Genomic DNA, 16790 nt, shown 5'->3' with positions numbered 1-16790 from the left:
GGCGGTAGCGATGGGTAAGGCAATCACGCGTTGATGATAGGCGACCCCTGGATCACGCGCTATCACCCTTGTCCATGAAGGCTGTTCTCCCCGCGCTCGCCCGTCCGCTGCTGGAATCGCAGCTCCCGCACGATCTGGAGGTGGCATGGTGGTCCAGCCCCGCCGACGCCAAGGAGATGATCGGCGACGCGGAGATTGCCTGGGTGGACATGCAGCCGACGCGGCTGACCGAGGAAACGCTGCGCGCCGCGGGGCCGGCGCTGCGCTGGGTGACGACGATCTATGCCGGACTGGATGCCTTTCCGCTCGACACGCTGCGCGAACGCGAGGCGACGTTGACCAATGGCGTCGGGATCAATGCCATTGCGGTGGCGGAATATGCCGTGTTGGGCGTGTTGGCCGCGGCCAAGCGCTTCGACGAAGTGGTGCGCGCCCAGGATCGCGCCGAGTGGCTGCGCGACTCGCCGGGCAAGATCGAGCTTGCCGACACCAAGGCGATCATCATCGGCTATGGCGCGATTGGCCGCTTGATCGGCGAGCGGCTGGCGGCGTTCGGCGTTGAGGTGACGGGTGTCACCCGGTCCGGCAGCGACGGGACGCTGACCCCGGACGCATGGCGCGCGCAGCTGGGCGATTACGACTGGGTGATCCTGGCCGCGCCGTCGACCAGCGAGACGAAGGCGATGATCGGGGCGGCGGAGCTCGCGTCGATGAAGCGCGGTGCATGGCTGATCAACATCGCTCGCGGCGACATGATCGATGACGACGCGCTGCTGTCAGCATTGTCGAGCGGGTCGATCGGCGGCGCCTTCCTCGACCCGACGAACCCGGAGCCGCTGCCCGCGGATCATCCGCTGTGGACCGCGCCCAATTGCATGATCTCGATGCATCTGTCGGGCCGCAGCCAGACCAAGATGTTCCAGCGCGCAGCCTCTTTGTTCCTGCGCAACCTGGCCGCTTTCCGTGCGGGACAGCCGATGGAGAATGTCGCCGATCTCGACCGCGGCTATTGAGCCGCGGCAAAGGTCCGCGATCAGCCGATCAGGCCGCCCTCGTCGGCGGCCAGCACCCGACCCATGGCATCGAACAAATTGTCCATCGCGACGGGCTTGAAGATCACATCATCAGCGCCCGCCGCGAGACAGCGCTCGCGCAGGTCGACCGCGGTATCGGCCGTCACCACGATGATCGGCACCCGGCCCTTCTGCTCCGGGCGCGCGCGAATGTGACGAATTGCGGTGATACCATCCATGCCCGGCATGCGCAGATCGACGAGGAGCATGTCGAAATCCTGCCCATCGAGCAGCCGGAGCCCCTCTTCTGCGCTTTCCGCCTCGATCATGTCGGCACCCGCCACGTGAAGCATGTCGCGGACGACCCGACGATTCATCCTGTCGTCCTCGATGAAAAGGACGTTCATGGGCGTTTGCCGAGGAGGCAGTCTGATTGTTCCATTGCCGATACTATTATCGTCTCAAGCCGCCTCGGAGACAAGTCCAGTTGCGTTCTGTTCGGCTCCGAAAAGGGCGTTAACCAAGTTATCCTTGGCGATGGGCTTTACGATGAACTGCGACACGCCTGATTCGGCAAGTGCGGACTGCTCTTCCTCGACCATCGCTGGGCCGAGCAACGAGATCCTGGCGTGCGGGGCGGCTGCTGCGATCTCCTCCACCGCAGCCGCTGCATTCTCCACAGCTTGAAGCGTTGCGTGATCGATCAGCACGATGGCGGGCTGGCGGTCGCACAGTATTTCGATTGCTTCGCTGGCACTGGCTGCAAAGGCGACGGCGCCGCCGCGCGGCTCGAGCAGCGCCTTGAACATCGCGCGCGTGATGGGATTGCGGTCGATCACCAGCACACCCTCGCCTGCCGGCTGCGGTGAAGCCTCCTCCGCGGGCGCCGCGGGTTGATACGGCAACTCGAGCGTGAAGGTCGCTCCCTTGCCCTCTTCGCTCGAGACGGTGACGTCGCCCCCCATCGCGCGCGACAGGTTGCGGCAGATCGACAGGCCCAGCCCCGTGCCGCCGAACTGGCGCGTCGTGCCCGTATCGGCCTGTCGAAACGGTTCGAAGATGATCTCGTGCTTGTCAGGGGCGATACCAATGCCGGTATCGGCCACGGTCAGCCGCCACCGATCGCCGTGCACCGCGGCCTCGACCCGCACCGAGCCGGCGGGCGTGAACTTCACCGCATTGGAAAGCAGGTTGAAGATGATCTGGCGCAGGCGCATGCCGTCGACCAGCGCCCATTGCGGCGCATCGGCAATGGCGAGGTCAAACGTCAGCTTCTTGTCGCGCGCGGGGCCGACCCACAATTGGCCCGCCTCCTCCAGCACGCGCCGGATGTCGGTGGGCGCTTCCTCCAGCGTCATCTTGCCGGTTTCGATCTTGGCAACGTCGAGGATGTCGTCGACCAGCGCCCGCATCGTGATGCCGGCGCCCTGAACGACCGACAGCCGATCGCGTGTCGGCGCATCCAGCCGTTCGTCGGCGAGCATCACCTGCGTCATGCCGAGGATGCCGTTGAGCGGGGTACGAATCTCGTGGCTGGTGGTCGCAAGGAACTCGGTCTTCGCCGTGAGTGCCTTGCCGAGCGCGATATTGGTCCGGGCGAGCGTGTTGCGGCTGCGCCGGATGGTGATCAGGCCGAATGCCAGCAGGCCGATGATCAGGAGCGTCGTTGCGCCCACCCCAACCGTGATCCATTGTTGCGTCTGCGTGCGTGCCCGTTCGAACGCGACGGTCTTCTGGAGATCGGCCGCTTTCAACTGGGCGATGCGCAGTTCCTGATTGGCGAAATCGAACCGCGCCGCGGCAATTGCGGCACTGTTGGAGCGCGCGGTCTCGGTTGCGAGATCATCGAGCCGCTTCAGGGCAGCGAGGTGCTGGAGGGCGAGATCGCTGCGGCCCGCCTTTGAGTAGATCTTGTACGCAACATCATGTGCCTGACGGTCAGGAGACAGCGTGGCGGTGAGATCCGTCCCGGCGAAGCGCTGCGAGATCAGCCGCTCGGCGGTACCGACCGCACCACGCCGTATTGCCGCATCTGCCGCAAGAACGACAAAGCTGGGATGATAGGAGGATGCTCCAGGTTGGCGCGTTAAGGCCAGACCTTCATCGATGGCGTCATCCGCGCTCACGGTCTTGCCACGATCAAGCCGGACATCAGCAATATTTGTCAGGGCTTGAGCATATACCAGCTTGCTCTTCATCTGCGCTGCGTAGTGCAGAGCTTTTCCGAATTCCGCCTCGGCCTGGGCCAACCGGCCGAGATCCTTGAGAGCAAGGCCGCGACCATTATGGATCGACACCAACAAGCCTGGGTCGCCGCGGTAAACCTCCAACGCTTGATCGAAATAGCGCAACGCCGTCGCATGGTCTTTGCCAATCGAGTGAACGACGGCGAGCATGATCAGCGCTTTTGCGCGCCCGCGCGTGTCGCCCAATTCGCGGAACATGTCGTGCGCTCGGCGCAGATCGTCGAGCGCACGAGCCAATTTGCCCGTCGCATACAGAACACCGCCCTCTGAGAGGAGAATGTCGGCATTCAACTGTGATCTCGGCGCAGTGCGCTCAACGAGGACGCGGGCGGCTGCAAGGTCCTGCTCCGCAGCCTGGTGTTGGATGATACGGCTCCTCGCCTCCCCGCGCAGCCATCGCGTAGTCGCCTCCATGTGCGGCGACTTGGCCCGCCGGGCGTAATCCAATGCGGCAGACGCTTGATCGACGGCACTCGCGGGATCCGTCAGTATCTCCGCCTTGATCCCCGCGATCATGACGTCAAATCGCGCGTCGCGCGTCGACGCTGCAAGCGCAGTTCCCGCGAGAAGCAGCGGGAGGATGCTTGCGACAATGCGGGCCAGGAAGCCCCGCGTCATCACCCGCGCTTCCACGCCGTCGCCAACCCGTTGAATGAAGCGCGGCTATCTCGCGAGACATGATGGTGCTGGTCCTCCTCAAGGAAGGCCATCAGCGCCGGCAGCGCGACCGGGCGACTGATGAGGAATCCCTGCACCATGTCACACCCCATGACGGTCAGTAAGGCGAGAGCCGCATGCGTTTCCACGCCTTCGGCGACGACCTCCATCTCCAGGGCATGCGCCAGGTCGATCGTCGAGCGCACGATGAGGGGATCGCGGTTCGAGCTGGTCAGCTGCGTGACGAAGAGCTTGTCGATCTTCAGCTCCCGAGCCGGCAGCTGCTTCAGATACGCCAAGCTCGACAGGCCGGCGCCGTAATCGTCGATTGCGACGATGATGCCAATGTCGGCGAAGCGTTGCAGGTTGGCGATCGCCGATTCGGGATCGCGGATGACGGAGGTTTCCGTCACCTCGAACCCGAGCTTGGCGTCCGCCTCGGCAACGAGCCGGCAGGTGGCATCGACGAAGGCCTGATCGGCAAGCAGCTGACCCGAGATATTGATGAAGATGCGCAGGTCATGCCCGGCAGCGAGCAGCGTGCGCTGATCGTCGATCGCGCGGCGAATGGTCCACAGCGTTAGCAGGTCGATGACCTCGCCGTCCTCTGCCGCGCCGATGAAGTCGCCCGGCAGCACGAGGCCGCGCTCGGGATGGTGCCAGCGTACAAGTGCTTCGGCGCTACTGATCTCCTGCCGCCGAACGTGGATCTTCGGCTGATAGGCGAGCAGCAGCTGATCCTCGGCAATCGCCGTGCGCAGTTCATCCGCCACGCGGCGAATGTCACGCGCTTCCGGGCCCACCAGATCATGCCGCACCGGCGAGTGTGCCGACCGGGCCTCGACCAGCGCCGCCTCTGCCTCCTCAACCAGCCTGAGTTCATCGGTTTGCGGCACGCGGCCAGCCGCTGCGCCGAACACGACATCGACCTGATACATTTCGCCGTCCAGATCGAACATCGGCTCACACAGATCGCGCAGGCGATCCAACGTCTCATCCAGGTCCGCCGCTCGACCGCCCTCGAACGCAATCTCGATGCTGATTCTGCCGGTAACGAGAAGGCGCAGATCAGGCAGCGCAGCCTCAATGCGGGATTGGACATCGGTGATCAGGAGATCGGCGCGCGCGCAGCCAAGATGCCGTCTGACACGCGCGAAATTGGCAATCTCCGCGAGGACCAGAAACCGCCAGGCGGGACGTTGCGCCGCCAAAGCGGAAAGCGTTGCCAGCGCCTGCTCTCGCGACGCGGGGACTTCGGGTTGTGAGCCGGGGCCAGCCATACCGTGCCGCAGCTAGCGCACCATGCCTAAACATACCTTTAATCACCGTCCAAAGTCGGGACGATCAAGATGGGCCGAATGAATGCGCTTGTGATATGGTAAACAAATCGTTAAATCACAGCATGCACCGTCAAAGGTGCTAAAAAACTAGGGAGTTCAACATGCTCGCTTTCATCATCGCGCTGATCTACGGCACCGAAATCAAGCCCTGGTAAGGGTTTCGTTCGGTCAGGTTGATCGGCAGAACTGCGGCTAGGCAGTATTTTTCCGATCAACAGCCGGACTGGTTCGCATTTGCGGACCAACACATGTTAAGATTAGCGTCTTGCGCTAATGGAACAGGGAGCCCTCATCGTCAGCGATGGGGGCTTTTTCCTGTCTTGTGCAGGTGACCGGCCTGGTTCGGCCGGTGCATCAGCCGCCCTCGGGCAGAAGAACGGCGCTCCGCCAGACGACATGAAAAGAAGACGTGCCGTGCAATGCGGGAGGGGTCGTTCTCGGGCGTGCCCTCAGCCGCGCGGATGAGCGTGTCGGTAGACGTCGAGAAGGTGCGCCGCATCGACCGCGGTATAGATCTGAGTCGAACTCAGGCTGGCGTGACCAAGCAATTCCTGTAGCGCGCGCAGATCCGCGCCCCGGCCCAGCAAATGAGTCGCGAACGAATGCCGCAGCGCGTGCGGCGTCGTTCGGTTGGGCAAGCCCAGCGCGCCGCGCGCCGCCCTTACCTTTGCACGCACTACGCCGGGCGACAGTGGCCCGCCCCGTTGCCCGCGGAACAAGGGTGATTCACGGTCGATCGGCCAAGGGACGGCGGCCAGATAGGCGTCGAGCGCACTGCGGACCGGGGGGATCAACGGCACGATGCGTTGCTTGTCGCGTTTCCCGGTGACGCGGATCGTCTCTCCCAGCGGCAGGACGGCGCCGGTGAGCCCCAGCGCCTCCCCGATTCGCAGCCCCGCACCGTAGAGCAGGAGCAGCAAGGCCCAGTCGCGCTGGCCGATCCATGGCTCTGCCGCGCCCTCCGCCACTTCGTCCGCAAGCGCGACTGCCTCATGCGGCGCAACGGCGCGCGGCACGCCCTTGCGTACTCGAGGGCCCTTGAGCATCGGGACGCCGCTGGCGCCGGTGCCCCATTCCAAGAAAGCCCGCGCCGCCGACAATTCGCGCGCCGCCGAGGCGTTGGAAAGCCCCTCGCCCCGGCGCCGCGCGAGGAAAGCGCGAAGGTCCGCGGGCGTCAGGCCGGCGAGTTCCGCGCGACCGACCGGCATGCCGAGATGATCCTGCAGGAAGTCCACCAGGCGCTGTGCCGTGGCGCGATACGCCCGGACCGTGTGGATCGAACGGCGTCTGTCCCGAATCAGATGCTCGGCGAAGCTGGCGGGCAGGTCTTCCACCGCAAAACCGTATCACCTGCTTTCCTCCGAGTCGCCTGCGCCCCATATGCGCAGGCCGATGTCCCGCGCCCGTGTCCTTCTCCTCAATGCTGCCCTTGGCCCGCTGGATTACCGAGTGCCGCATGGCATGTCGGTCGAGCCAGGGTCGATTGTCGTCGCGCCACTCGGGCCCCGGCAGCTGGTCGGGGTGGTGTGGGAGCCGGAGCGGATGCCGTCCGATGCGGAGGTGGGCGACAATCGCCTGCGCAACCTTCTGGCCGTTGCCGACGCGCCGCCACTGCGCCCGGCGCTGCGACGCCTGATCGAATGGACGGCGGATTATTATCTCGCGCCGCCAGCGTCTGTGCTGCGCATGGCGCTTTCCTCAACGTCCGCGCTGGAGGGATCGCGGCTGGCGACGGAATATCGCGCGACAGGACACCGGCCAGAGCGGATGACCCCGCAGCGCGAGCAGGCGCTGGAGCGGATCGGGGATCGTCAGGGCCTGATCCGCGAACTCGCGACCATAGCCGATGTATCGGACGGGGTGATTCGCGGGCTGGTGAAGCTGGGGGCGATCGAGAGTGTCGAGGTTGATATCGACAGCCCCTTTCCGGTGCCGGCCCCCGATTTTGCTGCCCCCGTCCTGTCCGAGAACCAGCGTGCGGCCGCTGATTCGCTCGTCGGCGATGTGGCGGCCGGGGCGTTTCGTCCCACATTGCTCGATGGCGTAACCGGATCGGGCAAGACGGAGGTTTATTTCGAGGCGGTCGCCGAGGCGCTGCGCCGGGGGCGGCAGGTGCTGGTGCTGTTGCCCGAGATTGCGCTGACCGAGCCGTTCCTTCGGCGGTTCCACGACCGCTTCGGCTGCGAGCCAGTCCCCTGGCACTCCGGCTTGCGATCGACGCAGCGGCGGCGCGCGTGGCGCGCCATCGCAAGCGGCGAAGCCCGGGTTACCGTGGGCGCGCGATCGGCCTTGTTCCTGCCCTATGCCGATCTGGGACTGATCGTCGTCGACGAAGCTCATGAGACGAGCTTCAAACAGGAAGATGGCGTTCATTATCACGCGCGCGATGTGGCGGTGATGCGCGGCAAGTTCGAGCAATGCCCGGTGATCCTCGCGTCCGCCACGCCAGCGATCGAGACACGGCAGCAAGTGACGCTGGGCAATTATGCCGAGGTGAAGTTGCCGGGGCGGTTCGGTGCGGCGACCATGCCGGCGATCGAGGCGATCGACCTGCTGGAGCACAAGCCGGATCGGGGCCGCTGGATCGCGCCGCCGCTGGTGAAGGCGATCGAGGAGACGCTTGAGCGGGGCGAGCAGTCGTTGCTGTTCCTGAACCGCCGCGGCTATGCGCCGCTGACGCTCTGCCGACATTGCGGGCATCGTTTCCAATGCCCGAATTGTACCGCCTGGATGGTGGAGCATCGTCTGACGCGGCGGTTGGCGTGCCACCATTGCGGCCATGTCGAACCGATCCCGCGCGCCTGCCCGGAATGTGGGGAAGAGGACAGCCTGGTTGCCTGCGGCCCCGGGGTGGAGCGGATCGCTGATGAGGCGACGGCGCTGTTTCCGGACGCACGAGTCGCGATCGTCACGTCCGACACGATCTGGTCACCGGCTAAGGCCGCCGAGTTCGTCGCGCGGATGGAGGCGGGCGCGATCGACATCGTGGTAGGCACGCAATTGGTGACCAAGGGCTATCACTTCCCCAACCTGACGCTGGTCGGCGTGATCGACGCGGATCTGGGGCTGGAGGGCGGCGATCTGCGCGCGGCGGAGCGGACATTTCAGCAGATCCGGCAGGTGTCGGGCCGGGCCGGGCGTGGCGAGAAGCCGGGCCGCGTGTTTATCCAGACTCATTCGCCTGCGGCGCAGGTGATGCAGGCGCTGATCACCGGGGATGCGGATGCCTTTTACGCCGCGGAGGTGGAGGCGCGGCAGGATGCCGGGGCGCCGCCGTTCGGGCGCTATGCGGCGATCATCGTGTCGAGCGAGGATAGCGCCGCGGCGCAGGAAACGGCGCGGCTGATCGGGCGGAGCGCGCCGAAGGTGGAGGGGATGCATGTCTATGGCCCAGCCCCCGCCCCGCTTGCGATGCTGCGCGGGCGGCATCGGTTCCGGCTGCTGGTGCATGCCAAGCGCACGCTGGACGTGCAGGACGCGATTCGCGACTGGCTGGGGGCACTCGACTGGCCCATCAAGGTGCGGGTGGCAGTGGACGTCGACCCGTACAGTTTCCTCTAGCCGCCGTCAGGTGCGAGGGCGGCGCAGGACGATGTAGAGCGCGCCCTGCCCGCCATGACGAGGGTGCGCGTTGCGAACCGCGGCGATGGCGGAGGCGTGGCGGGAGCCGGCCAGCCAGTCGCCGATCGCAGCGCGAATCGCACCGCGGGCGTGGGGGCGTTCGCTCTCGGGGCGGGGCGGTTTTCCGGTCACCAGAAGCACCACCCGGTCGCCGTGCGCGATCGAGCGGGCGAGTGCGCCGTCGAGCATGTCATAGGCGGAATGGAGCGTGTGGCCGTGGAGGTCGATGGTCGCGTCGGGGCTGACCAGGCCGCGCGACAGACGCTTGTCCCAGCCGCCATCCAGGGTGACGCCCGGCCCCGGGCGCGCCGGCGGCGGGGTCTTGGCGGGGGTAATCGGCCTGTTTGCGGAGACTTTTGGCCTGCGATCAACCGGTGCCGGCCCCGGCACCGGACGCGGCACGATCGTCACCGCCGCCGCGCGCAGCGGACGGACGGTGGCCATCACCCGCGCCCAGAGCGCGGCCTCATCGGGATCAAGGGCGCGCGACACCGAGCCGGGCCAGCGTGCCCACCGGCACCAGCAGGAATGCGGTGCCGCGTGCGCTCATCCCGCCGGCGATCGCGCGGGCCTCGTCGCCAGCGCCCCAGAAGGTGTCGAAGCGGTTGGTGCCCTTGATCGCGCCGCCGGTGTCCTGCGCCACCCAGAGGCCAGTCGCGTCGGTGCGGTCCATCGAAAGGAACACCGGCGCGCCGAGCGGCACGAAGCGCACGTCAGCGGCGACCGTCGCCTGATCGGAGACCGGCAGCCCCATCGCGCCGAGCGGTGGCCCGTCGAGTTCGCGGAAGAACACGTAGCTCTTGTTCTCCCGCATGATCTCCCGCCCCTGCGCGGGATTGGCGTGGAGCCAGGCGACGATGCCCTGCATGCTCGCCTCGCCGCGGCCGATCAGCCCGCGATCGAGCATCAGCTTGCCGATGCCGGTATAATCGCGGCCGTTCTGCGTTTCGTAGCCGATCCGCAGCACCTGGCCGTCGGGCATGCGGACGAGGCCCGAGCCCTGCACCTGAAGGAAGAACAGCTCCACCGGATCGACGGCATAGCCGAGGATCCGCGCCTTACCGGAAAGCGCGCCTTCCTCGATCATGGTGCGATCGTAATAGGGGACGAAATTGCTGCCTTCGACGCGGCCGCGGATCTTCTTGCCCTTCAGCGCCTCGGAGAACTGGCCGAGATCGACATCGACGAGATCGCTGGGACGGCCGTAGATCGGCGCATAGCCCGGGCGGTGCGTACGCGAGCCGGCGATTTCAGGGATGTAATAGCCGGTGGCGAAGGCCTTGCCGTCGCCGACCTGAACGGTTTCGAACCAGCGGGTGAAGAAATCGCGCGGGTCGCCGCTACGCGCCGCGGCGTCACAGGCCGGCTTCCAGTCGGCGCCGCGCGTCAGCCCGGTAGGGTCGGTGCGGCGGACCAGCGAGGGGCAGCTGATGCGGAAGGCGGCCAGCGCGCGGGCCGCGGCATCGCGGGTGATCGGCAGGCTGGCGACCGAAGGCCCCGCCGCAAGGCCGGCAGCGACGGCAGTGGTGGCACCAGCGTTGGTCGTGGCCGGCAGCGGCGCCATTGGCGTCGCGGGCGTCGGATGCCGTACCGGACCGCTGGTGCGCGGTGGCTGTTGCTGTGATGTGCCGCGCGGCGGCGCCGAACCCGGCGTTGGCGGCACGACGCCGCCGACACAGGCCGACAGCGCCAGCGCCGCGGCCAGCGTAATCCCCCCCCGAAGATGCATCACGCTTCGTCGGTGTCCGACAGCTTCCAGTTGGGATCGCTGCTGCGCAGCGTGCGGGCGAAGGTCCAGATGTCGTGGGTTTCGAGCGCGTCGCTCGTCGACCCGGCGATCACATTGCCCTCCGCATCGCGCGTCACCGCGGCGATCAGCGCATCGAAGCGAACGGTGATTCGTGCTTCCTTGCCCTGCAGAGAGGCGCCGGTGATCGTCGCCTTGTCGATCGACACCAGTCGATTGTCGAGCACCTGCCCGGCCGCCTGACGTGCGGCGATCGCATCGCTGAACGCACGGCCGACATCGGGCGAGACGAGATCGCGGAGCGTATCCTCGTCACCCTTCCAGAAGGCCTCCAGAATCATGCGGTACGCCGCCTGCGCGCCATCGACGAAGCGATTGACGTCAAAGCCCTGTTCGGCCGCGATGATCGCGCGAATGCCAGGCTCGGCATTACCCTCAAACGGCTTCACCACCGGCTCACGCGGTTCGGCGGTCGTTTCCACGGCGCGCGGCAATGCACTGGCCACGACGCGGTCCTCCGCCGGCTTGGGCAATGGCTGCTCATGTCCCGTACGCTTGCCCAGCACCGAATAGAGCCGGAGCGCAAGGAATGCCGCAACCATCGCAAGAAGGACTATGTAGAACACCCGACCTCCGATACGCTAAGGTTCCAACATAGGGCGCAACGCGCCACGTTTCAAATGGGTGCCGGCGTTGAATCCGCCTTTGCCCCCTGCTAGGCGCCGGCCGCATGTGCGCGGCACCCCGCGCCCCCATCATCCTCAAGGAAGATTGACATGGACGAGCAGGACAACGGCGCCGGAATCGGCAACCAACCCGGCCAGGACGGCGCGCTGCCCAACGGCGCGGACAATGCCCCCGCCGTCGGCCTGCTGTCGCAATATGTGAAGGACCTGTCGTTCGAGAACCCGAACGCACCGGCCGTCTTCCAGGACGCACAGGGCCCGGAAATCAACGTCCAGTTCGACATCGCCGCCAACCAGGTGGCCGATGACGCGCACGAAGTGACGCTGAAGATCGAGGTTCGCGCCGAGACGCAGGGCCGTGTCACCTTCCTCGTCGAGCTGGCCTATGCCGGCCTGTTCGGCGTGCGCAACGTGCCGATGGACGCGCTGCAGCCGTTCCTGCTGGGCGAGGCACCGCGCCTGCTGTTCCCGTTCGCGCGCCGCGTCGTTGCCGACACGATCCGCGACGGCGGCTTCCCGCCGCTGCTGCTGGAGCCAATCGATTTCAACTCGCTGTACATGCAGCAGGCCGAGCAGCGCGACGCGCAGATCGCCTCGGGCAATTTCGGTCAGGCCTGAAGCTGGGCCTGAAGCTGGGCCTGAACCTGACTGGGGCCATGATCCGCGGGCTGGCGCTGTGACGTGCCGGCCCGCGAACGGCCACCTGACCGGCGCGCCCGCCGCCGGCCGGCAATGACCAGGCGGGCGATCCAGCGGGCGACCACGCGCATCATCAAGCGGGCGCCACGGCCATCCGGCGAGCGGAACCTGACACGATGAACCTGACGCGTGCGCTCGGCTCCGTTGGCGGGCTGACCCTGGCCAGCCGCATCCTCGGGCTGGTGCGCGATTCGCTGTTCGCGCGCTTCGTCGGCGCAGGGTTCGCCTCCGACGCCTTCCTGATCGCGTTCCGCCTGCCCAACATGTTTCGGGCATTGTTCGCGGAAGGCGCCTTTTCCGCCGCCTTCATCCCGATGTTCAACCGCAAGGTCGCCGACAAGGACGGCCGCGGGCTGAACGACGGGATCGGCTTTGCCAGCGATACGCTGTCGATCCTGGTGCCCGTGCTGATCGTCTTCACGATCGTCATGGAGCTGGCCGCCTGGCCGGTGACCTGGCTGCTGTCAGGCGGGTTCAACGATGCGACGCGGGCGGAATTCGCCTATGCCGTCGAACTGTCGCGGCTGACCTTCCCCTATCTGATGCTGATCAGCCTGGTCTCGCTGCTGGGCGGGATTCTTAATTCACTGCACCGTTTCTGGGTCGCGGCGGCGGCACCGATCCTCCTCAACCTGACGCTGATCGCGGCGCTGCTGTTCTTCCACCATCAGGACAATCTGGTGACCGCGCGCAACCAGGCGATCGCGGTGACGGTATCGGGCGCGCTTCAGCTGATCTGGCTGATCTGGGCGTGCCGCAAGGCGGGCGTGGTGCTGAAGCTGAAGCGGCCGACGCTGACGCCGGACGTGAAGCGGCTGATGTCGCTGATCTGGCCGACCGCGGCGGGCGCGGGCGCGGTGCAGATCAACCTCGTCATTTCCACCGCGCTGGCGGCGAGCCTGCTGTCCGCGGGATCCGTCAGCTACATTTATTATGCCGACCGGCTGAACCAATTGCCGCTGGGCCTGATCGGGATCGGCCTTGGCACCGTCCTTCTCCCGACGATTTCCGCGCAGCTTGGCCGCGGCGAGGACGCAGCGGCGATGGAGACGCAGAACCGGGGCATGGAGCTGGCGCTGTTCCTGACGCTGCCGGCGACCGCGGCGCTGATCGTGTGCGGCCAGCCGATCGTCGCCGCGCTGTTCCAGCATGGCGCCTTCACCCCGGCGGACACGGTGGCGACGGCGCAGTCGCTCGCCGCCTTCTCGGTCGGGCTGCCGGCGTACATCTTGGTCAAAGTGCTGACCCCCGGTTTCTATGCGCGGCAGGATACGCGCACGCCGGTGCGCTATGCCACGGCGTCGATGGTGGTGAACCTGGTGCTCAACCTCGCCTTCATCTACCCGCTGGGGCATATGGGGCCGCCGCTGGCGACGGCGCTTGCCTCCACCGTCAATGTCGTCCTGTTGTGGCGTGCGCTGGTGGCGAAGGGGCATTTCGTTGCCGATGCGCAGCTGAAGCGGCGGGCATGGCGGCTGGTGCTGGCGGCGCTGCTGATGGGCGTCGTCATGTGGTTCGCCAATGACCTGTTCCGCCCCTATACCACCGGGCCGAGCCTGCACCGCTGGGGCGCGATGCTGGTGCTGGTCAGCGCGGGTGCGCTGGTCTATTTCGCCGCCACCTTCCTGTTCGGCGCCTTTCGGATGGCGGACGTCAGAAGGCTTGTTCGTCGATAGGATCCCCCCACAATGCGCGTCGTTTCCGGCATCAAGCCCACCGGCAATCTTCACCTCGGCAATTACCTGGGCGCGGTGAAGCAGTGGGTGGCGATGCAGGACGAGATCCAGGCCGCCGGGGGCGAGACGATGTATTTCATCGCCGACCTTCATGGCCTGACCGAATGGATCGCGCCGGCCGAGCTGACCGCCAACACGATCGAGATGACCGCGACGCTGGTCGCCGCCGGGATCGACCCCGAGCGGTCGACACTGTTCAACCAGACGCGCGTGCCGGCGCACAGCGAGCTGGCCTGGCTGCTCAACAATGTCGCGCGGGTCGGCTGGCTCAATCGCATGACGCAGTTCAAGGACAAGGCGGGCAAGAACCGCGAGGGCGCAAGCGTCGGCCTGTATGACTATCCGGTGCTGATGGCGGCCGACGTGCTGCTCTATAACGCCACCCACGTGCCGGTGGGCGAGGACCAGAAGCAGCATCTGGAGCTGGCGCGCGACATCGCGACCAAGTTCAACCAGGACTATCAGACCGAGCTGTTCACCCTGCCCGAGCCGCTGATCAGCAAGGCCGCGCCGCGGATCATGAGCCTGCGCGATGCGTCGGCCAAAATGTCCAAATCCAACCCGTCGGCGCAGTCGGTGGTGAAGCTGATCGATAGCGACAGCGAGATCGCTGACAAGTTCCGCAAGGCGAAGACCGATCCCGACGCGCTGCCCGACAGCTGGGAGGCGCTGGCCGAGCGGCCCGAGGCGCGCAACCTGGTGACGATCTTCGCCGCGCTGGCGGATCGTACGCCCGAGGATGTGGTGGCGGAATTTGCGGGGCAGGGCTTCGGCCAGTTCAAGCCGGCGCTCGCCGACCTGGCGGTGGCGAAGCTGGGCCCGATCCGCGACGAGATGCTGCGCCTGCTGAACGATCGCGGGGCGATCGACGCGATCCTGGCGCGCGGGGCGGAGAAGGCGCGCGATCTGGCGGCGCCGGTGCTGGCGGACGCGCAGAAGGCGATGGGCCTCCTCGCCTGAGGTGATGGCGGGCGCTGGTCGCTGGCCGTCAGAGCAGCAGGACGACCAGCGCGATCAGCGACCAGAGGAAGGTCGACGCCGCAATCCAGAAGCCGAGGCATGCCGGATCGAGCGTGCATGCCGCGGTTACGTCGTAGCTCACGCCGATGAGCGGTGCCGGGCGCGGCACGGTTGCGCCGTCCCGCGCGTCCGCATGAGCGGCCGACGAAGCGATCGTATGGGCGTGAAGCTCACCTGCCATTCGGCCATCCATCCATTTCGACGCCATTATTGCAGCCGCCGGGATCGCGCAGGCGAGTAAAGAACAAGATAATGCGCGGAGTGGCGTGACCTTCCCAAGCCCCGGGCGGTGCGTGATGCGCGCTTCCTTATCGCAAATACTTCCCCCGTATTGGATACATCCTTCGGCCTTGCGGAAGAATGATGCTTGACCGCCAGTCCGCTAAGAAGTCACCCAGTGCGACAAGATAAGACACGATAAGATCGGGATTCGGGCTGGTTCATCAGGCCGTCTTCTGAAGCGTTCATCGCAAAACCAGGCGTGAAAGATCATGACCTGGAGGGTTCAAGGGGGTTTGGGTGACGACTTTGTCCGACTTCCCCTTGGCGCGCGACTGGCTGACCCCCGTCGATATGATCAGCGCGCCAAGCGACGGGAAGCGGGCATTGCGGCTGCGGCTGTATGTGGCCTTGCTCGTCTGCGACGTCCTGTCGCCGCTGTTCGGATTTGGCATGGGTCGGCTGATCGCGGCCCTTCGCGGGCTGCCGCTGGGCAACCCTGCGCTGCTCGCGGCGATCCTGCCGATCTACCTGCTGCTGGGCACGCGCACCTATCGCGCGCCGACGCTGGAACGCTGGCGGGCCTCGGCATGGGGCGCGTTTGCCAATCTCCTGACCGCGTTCCTGCTGACGATCTTCATCGCCTTCCTGTTGCAGGAAGTGTCGCCCATCTCCCGGGTGAGCGCGATGGTGACCTTCTTCTGCTCGGCGGCGATGCTGCTGCTGGGGCGCAGCGTCATCGGCATGTGGAGCGACCGGTTGCTCGCGGGCTCCGCGCTCAGCCGCATGCTGATCCTCGATGGCGTCGACGTGCCGCTGCCGCCCGGGCTGAAGATCGTCGCGAGCGAGCCGCTGGATTCGGCGCAGACGACAATCCATCCGCTCGCGCTCGACCGCCTCGCGCGGCAGTTGCGCGGCGTGGACGAGGTGTTCGTCGCCTGCCCCCCGTCGCGCCGGGCGACATGGTCGACCGTGTTGAAGGGCAGCAATGTCACGGCGCGCCTGCTGATCCCGGAACTCGACACGATCGGGGTGATCGGCCACCGCCACTTCAACGGCATCGCCTGCGTGCTGGTATCGGCCGGCGGGCTGCCGCTGCGCGATCGCCTGCTGAAACGTGCGCTGGACCTTGCCATCGTCATCCCGGCGCTCGTCTTCCTCGCGCCCCTGCTGATCACCGTCGCGCTGCTGGTGAAGATCGACAGCAAGGGGCCGGCGCTGTTCGTGCAGACGCGGGTTGGCAAGGGCAACCGGCTGTTCGCCATGTACAAGTTCCGCAGCATGCGGCTGGCGGCGTGCGACAGCGAGGGCCGGGTTTCGACGCTGCGCGACGATGCGCGGGTGACTCGCATCGGCCGTTTCATCCGCGCGACGAGCATCGATGAACTGCCGCAGCTGTTCAACATCCTGCGCGGCGACATGAGCTTCGTCGGACCGCGTCCGCACGCCATCGGCTCGCTCGCCGGGGATCAGCTATTCTGGGAAGTCGACCAGCGATACCATCATCGCCATGTCTGCAAGCCCGGACTGACCGGCCTGGCACAGGTCCGCGGCTTTCGCGGCGCGACTCACCGGCGCGAGGATCTGATCAACCGGCTTCGCGCCGACCTGGAATATGTCAACGGATGGAGCCTGATGCGCGACATCATGATCCTGTTCGCGACGTTGAAGGTGGTGGTGCACCGCAACGCGTTTTGAGCAGCGCTGGCGCTGGCGCTGGCGTTGGCGTTGGCGTTGGCGTTGGCGGTGGTGCCGGCTCGACGTGATCTGATCGCAGGGTGCTATGACCTGATGTGGAGTAGCCAA

15 protein-coding genes are annotated in these 16790 nt (G+C 66.3%); 7 read left to right on the top strand and 8 right to left on the bottom strand.

All coding sequences use genetic code 11. The features are described 5' to 3' along the window. Positions 1–74: 74 nt before the first annotated feature. Positions 75–1013 (top strand): D-2-hydroxyacid dehydrogenase, encoded by a 939-nt coding sequence (locus CA236_RS01865; RefSeq protein WP_046409241.1) that lies wholly within the window; start codon positions 75–77, stop codon positions 1011–1013. Positions 1014–1033: 20 nt separating this feature from the next. Here CA236_RS01865 and CA236_RS01860 read toward each other — a convergent pair whose 3' ends face one another. The 3 genes from CA236_RS01860 to CA236_RS01850 are packed head-to-tail and all read right to left on the bottom strand — an operon-like array spanning position 1034 to position 4812. After that, positions 1034–1420: a response regulator gene (locus tag CA236_RS01860; protein ID WP_125944303.1), complete on the bottom strand. Its 387-nt coding sequence runs from the start codon at positions 1418–1420 to the stop codon at positions 1034–1036. 54 nt (positions 1421–1474) lie between these two features. Further along, positions 1475–3877 carry an ATP-binding protein gene (locus tag CA236_RS01855; protein ID WP_125944302.1) on the bottom strand — a complete coding sequence of 801 codons (2403 nt, stop codon included), beginning with the start codon at positions 3875–3877 and terminating at the stop codon, positions 1475–1477. Continuing rightward, entirely contained in the window at positions 3877–4812 is a 936-nt protein-coding gene (locus CA236_RS01850) for an EAL domain-containing protein (RefSeq protein ID WP_241212470.1), read from the bottom strand. The genes CA236_RS01855 and CA236_RS01850 overlap by 1 nt, the downstream gene beginning before the upstream one ends. Here CA236_RS01850 and CA236_RS19040 point away from each other — a divergent pair. Next, entirely contained in the window at positions 4804–5181 is a 378-nt protein-coding gene (locus CA236_RS19040) for a hypothetical protein (RefSeq protein WP_241212468.1), read from the top strand. The two genes, CA236_RS01850 and CA236_RS19040, sit on opposite strands and share 9 nt — an antisense overlap. 524 nt (positions 5182–5705) lie before the next feature. Here CA236_RS19040 and CA236_RS01845 read toward each other — a convergent pair. Next, positions 5706–6590 carry a tyrosine recombinase XerC gene (locus CA236_RS01845; RefSeq protein ID WP_125944300.1) on the bottom strand — a complete coding sequence of 295 codons (885 nt, stop codon included), beginning with the start codon at positions 6588–6590 and terminating at the stop codon, positions 5706–5708. A gap of 58 nt (positions 6591–6648) precedes the next feature. Between CA236_RS01845 and CA236_RS01840 the strand changes: the two genes are divergently transcribed. Beyond that, a complete protein-coding gene (locus tag CA236_RS01840; protein ID WP_125944299.1) occupies positions 6649–8817 on the top strand; it encodes a primosomal protein N' in 2169 nt (722 codons plus the stop codon). Positions 8818–8823: 6 nt separating this feature from the next. On the opposite strand, the gene CA236_RS01835 is transcribed toward CA236_RS01840, so the two are convergent. Genes CA236_RS01835 through CA236_RS01825 form a run of 3 tightly spaced genes read right to left on the bottom strand, consistent with a single transcriptional unit; the run spans position 8824 to position 11250 of the window. Next, positions 8824–9321, bottom strand: a complete 498-nt coding sequence (locus CA236_RS01835; RefSeq protein WP_125944298.1) for a Smr/MutS family protein — start codon at positions 9319–9321, stop codon at positions 8824–8826. 31 nt (positions 9322–9352) lie between these two features. Beyond that, a complete protein-coding gene (locus tag CA236_RS01830) occupies positions 9353–10606 on the bottom strand; it encodes a murein transglycosylase A (RefSeq protein ID WP_125944297.1) in 1254 nt (417 codons plus the stop codon). Then, complete coding sequence (locus tag CA236_RS01825; RefSeq protein WP_136450662.1) at positions 10606–11250, bottom strand: Tim44/TimA family putative adaptor protein; 645 nt, start codon at positions 11248–11250, stop codon at positions 10606–10608. The genes CA236_RS01830 and CA236_RS01825 overlap by 1 nt, the downstream gene beginning before the upstream one ends. Positions 11251–11400: 150 nt before the next feature. Between CA236_RS01825 and secB the strand changes: the two genes are divergently transcribed. The 3 genes from secB (at position 11401) to trpS (ending at position 14705) form a co-directional block, all read left to right on the top strand. After that, positions 11401–11928, top strand: coding sequence for a protein-export chaperone SecB (gene secB / locus CA236_RS01820; RefSeq protein ID WP_125944296.1), 528 nt, complete (start codon positions 11401–11403; stop codon positions 11926–11928). A 197-nt stretch (positions 11929–12125) separates the two neighbouring features. Beyond that, the gene (murJ, locus tag CA236_RS01815) at positions 12126–13685 is read left to right on the top strand and encodes a murein biosynthesis integral membrane protein MurJ (protein WP_046409236.1); all 1560 of its coding nucleotides are present in this window, start codon (positions 12126–12128) and stop codon (positions 13683–13685) included. Positions 13686–13697: 12 nt separating this feature from the next. Continuing rightward, entirely contained in the window at positions 13698–14705 is a 1008-nt protein-coding gene (gene trpS / locus CA236_RS01810; protein WP_046409235.1) for a tryptophan--tRNA ligase, read from the top strand. Between the two features lie 28 nt (positions 14706–14733). Here trpS and CA236_RS01805 read toward each other — a convergent pair whose 3' ends face one another. Beyond that, on the bottom strand, positions 14734–14946 hold the full coding sequence (locus CA236_RS01805; protein ID WP_125944295.1) for a hypothetical protein: 213 nt from the start codon (positions 14944–14946) through the stop codon (positions 14734–14736). Between the two features lie 338 nt (positions 14947–15284). Here CA236_RS01805 and CA236_RS19035 point away from each other — a divergent pair, with 338 nt between their 5' ends. Next, a complete protein-coding gene (locus CA236_RS19035; protein WP_125944294.1) occupies positions 15285–16682 on the top strand; it encodes a sugar transferase in 1398 nt (465 codons plus the stop codon). Positions 16683–16790: the final 108 nt, after the last annotated feature.

It is taken from the genome of Sphingomonas sp. ABOLG (genome assembly GCF_003950435.1).
Lineage (GTDB): Bacteria > Pseudomonadota > Alphaproteobacteria > Sphingomonadales > Sphingomonadaceae > Sphingomonas > Sphingomonas panaciterrae.
The sequence above is the reverse complement of the archived record's forward strand: the minus strand, read 5'-3'. Positions and strand labels throughout refer to the sequence as shown.

Excerpts from the sequence above, each read along its gene's own strand:
- CA236_RS01865 (WP_046409241.1), top strand. The coding sequence starts at position 75 with ATGAAGGCTGTTCTCCCCGCGCTCGCCCGTCCGCTGCTGGAATCGCAG.
- CA236_RS01860 (WP_125944303.1), bottom strand. The coding sequence starts at position 1,420 with ATGAACGTCCTTTTCATCGAGGACGACAGGATGAATCGTCGGGTCGTC.
- CA236_RS01855 (WP_125944302.1), bottom strand. The coding sequence starts at position 3,877 with ATGACGCGGGGCTTCCTGGCCCGCATTGTCGCAAGCATCCTCCCGCTG.
- CA236_RS01840 (WP_125944299.1), top strand. The coding sequence starts at position 6,649 with ATGTCCCGCGCCCGTGTCCTTCTCCTCAATGCTGCCCTTGGCCCGCTG.
- CA236_RS01835 (WP_125944298.1), bottom strand. The coding sequence starts at position 9,321 with ATGGCCACCGTCCGTCCGCTGCGCGCGGCGGCGGTGACGATCGTGCCG.
- CA236_RS01830 (WP_125944297.1), bottom strand. The coding sequence starts at position 10,606 with ATGCATCTTCGGGGGGGGATTACGCTGGCCGCGGCGCTGGCGCTGTCG.
- secB (WP_125944296.1), top strand. The coding sequence starts at position 11,401 with ATGGACGAGCAGGACAACGGCGCCGGAATCGGCAACCAACCCGGCCAG.
- murJ (WP_046409236.1), top strand. The coding sequence starts at position 12,126 with ATGAACCTGACGCGTGCGCTCGGCTCCGTTGGCGGGCTGACCCTGGCC.
- trpS (WP_046409235.1), top strand. The coding sequence starts at position 13,698 with ATGCGCGTCGTTTCCGGCATCAAGCCCACCGGCAATCTTCACCTCGGC.
- CA236_RS01805 (WP_125944295.1), bottom strand. The coding sequence starts at position 14,946 with ATGGCAGGTGAGCTTCACGCCCATACGATCGCTTCGTCGGCCGCTCAT.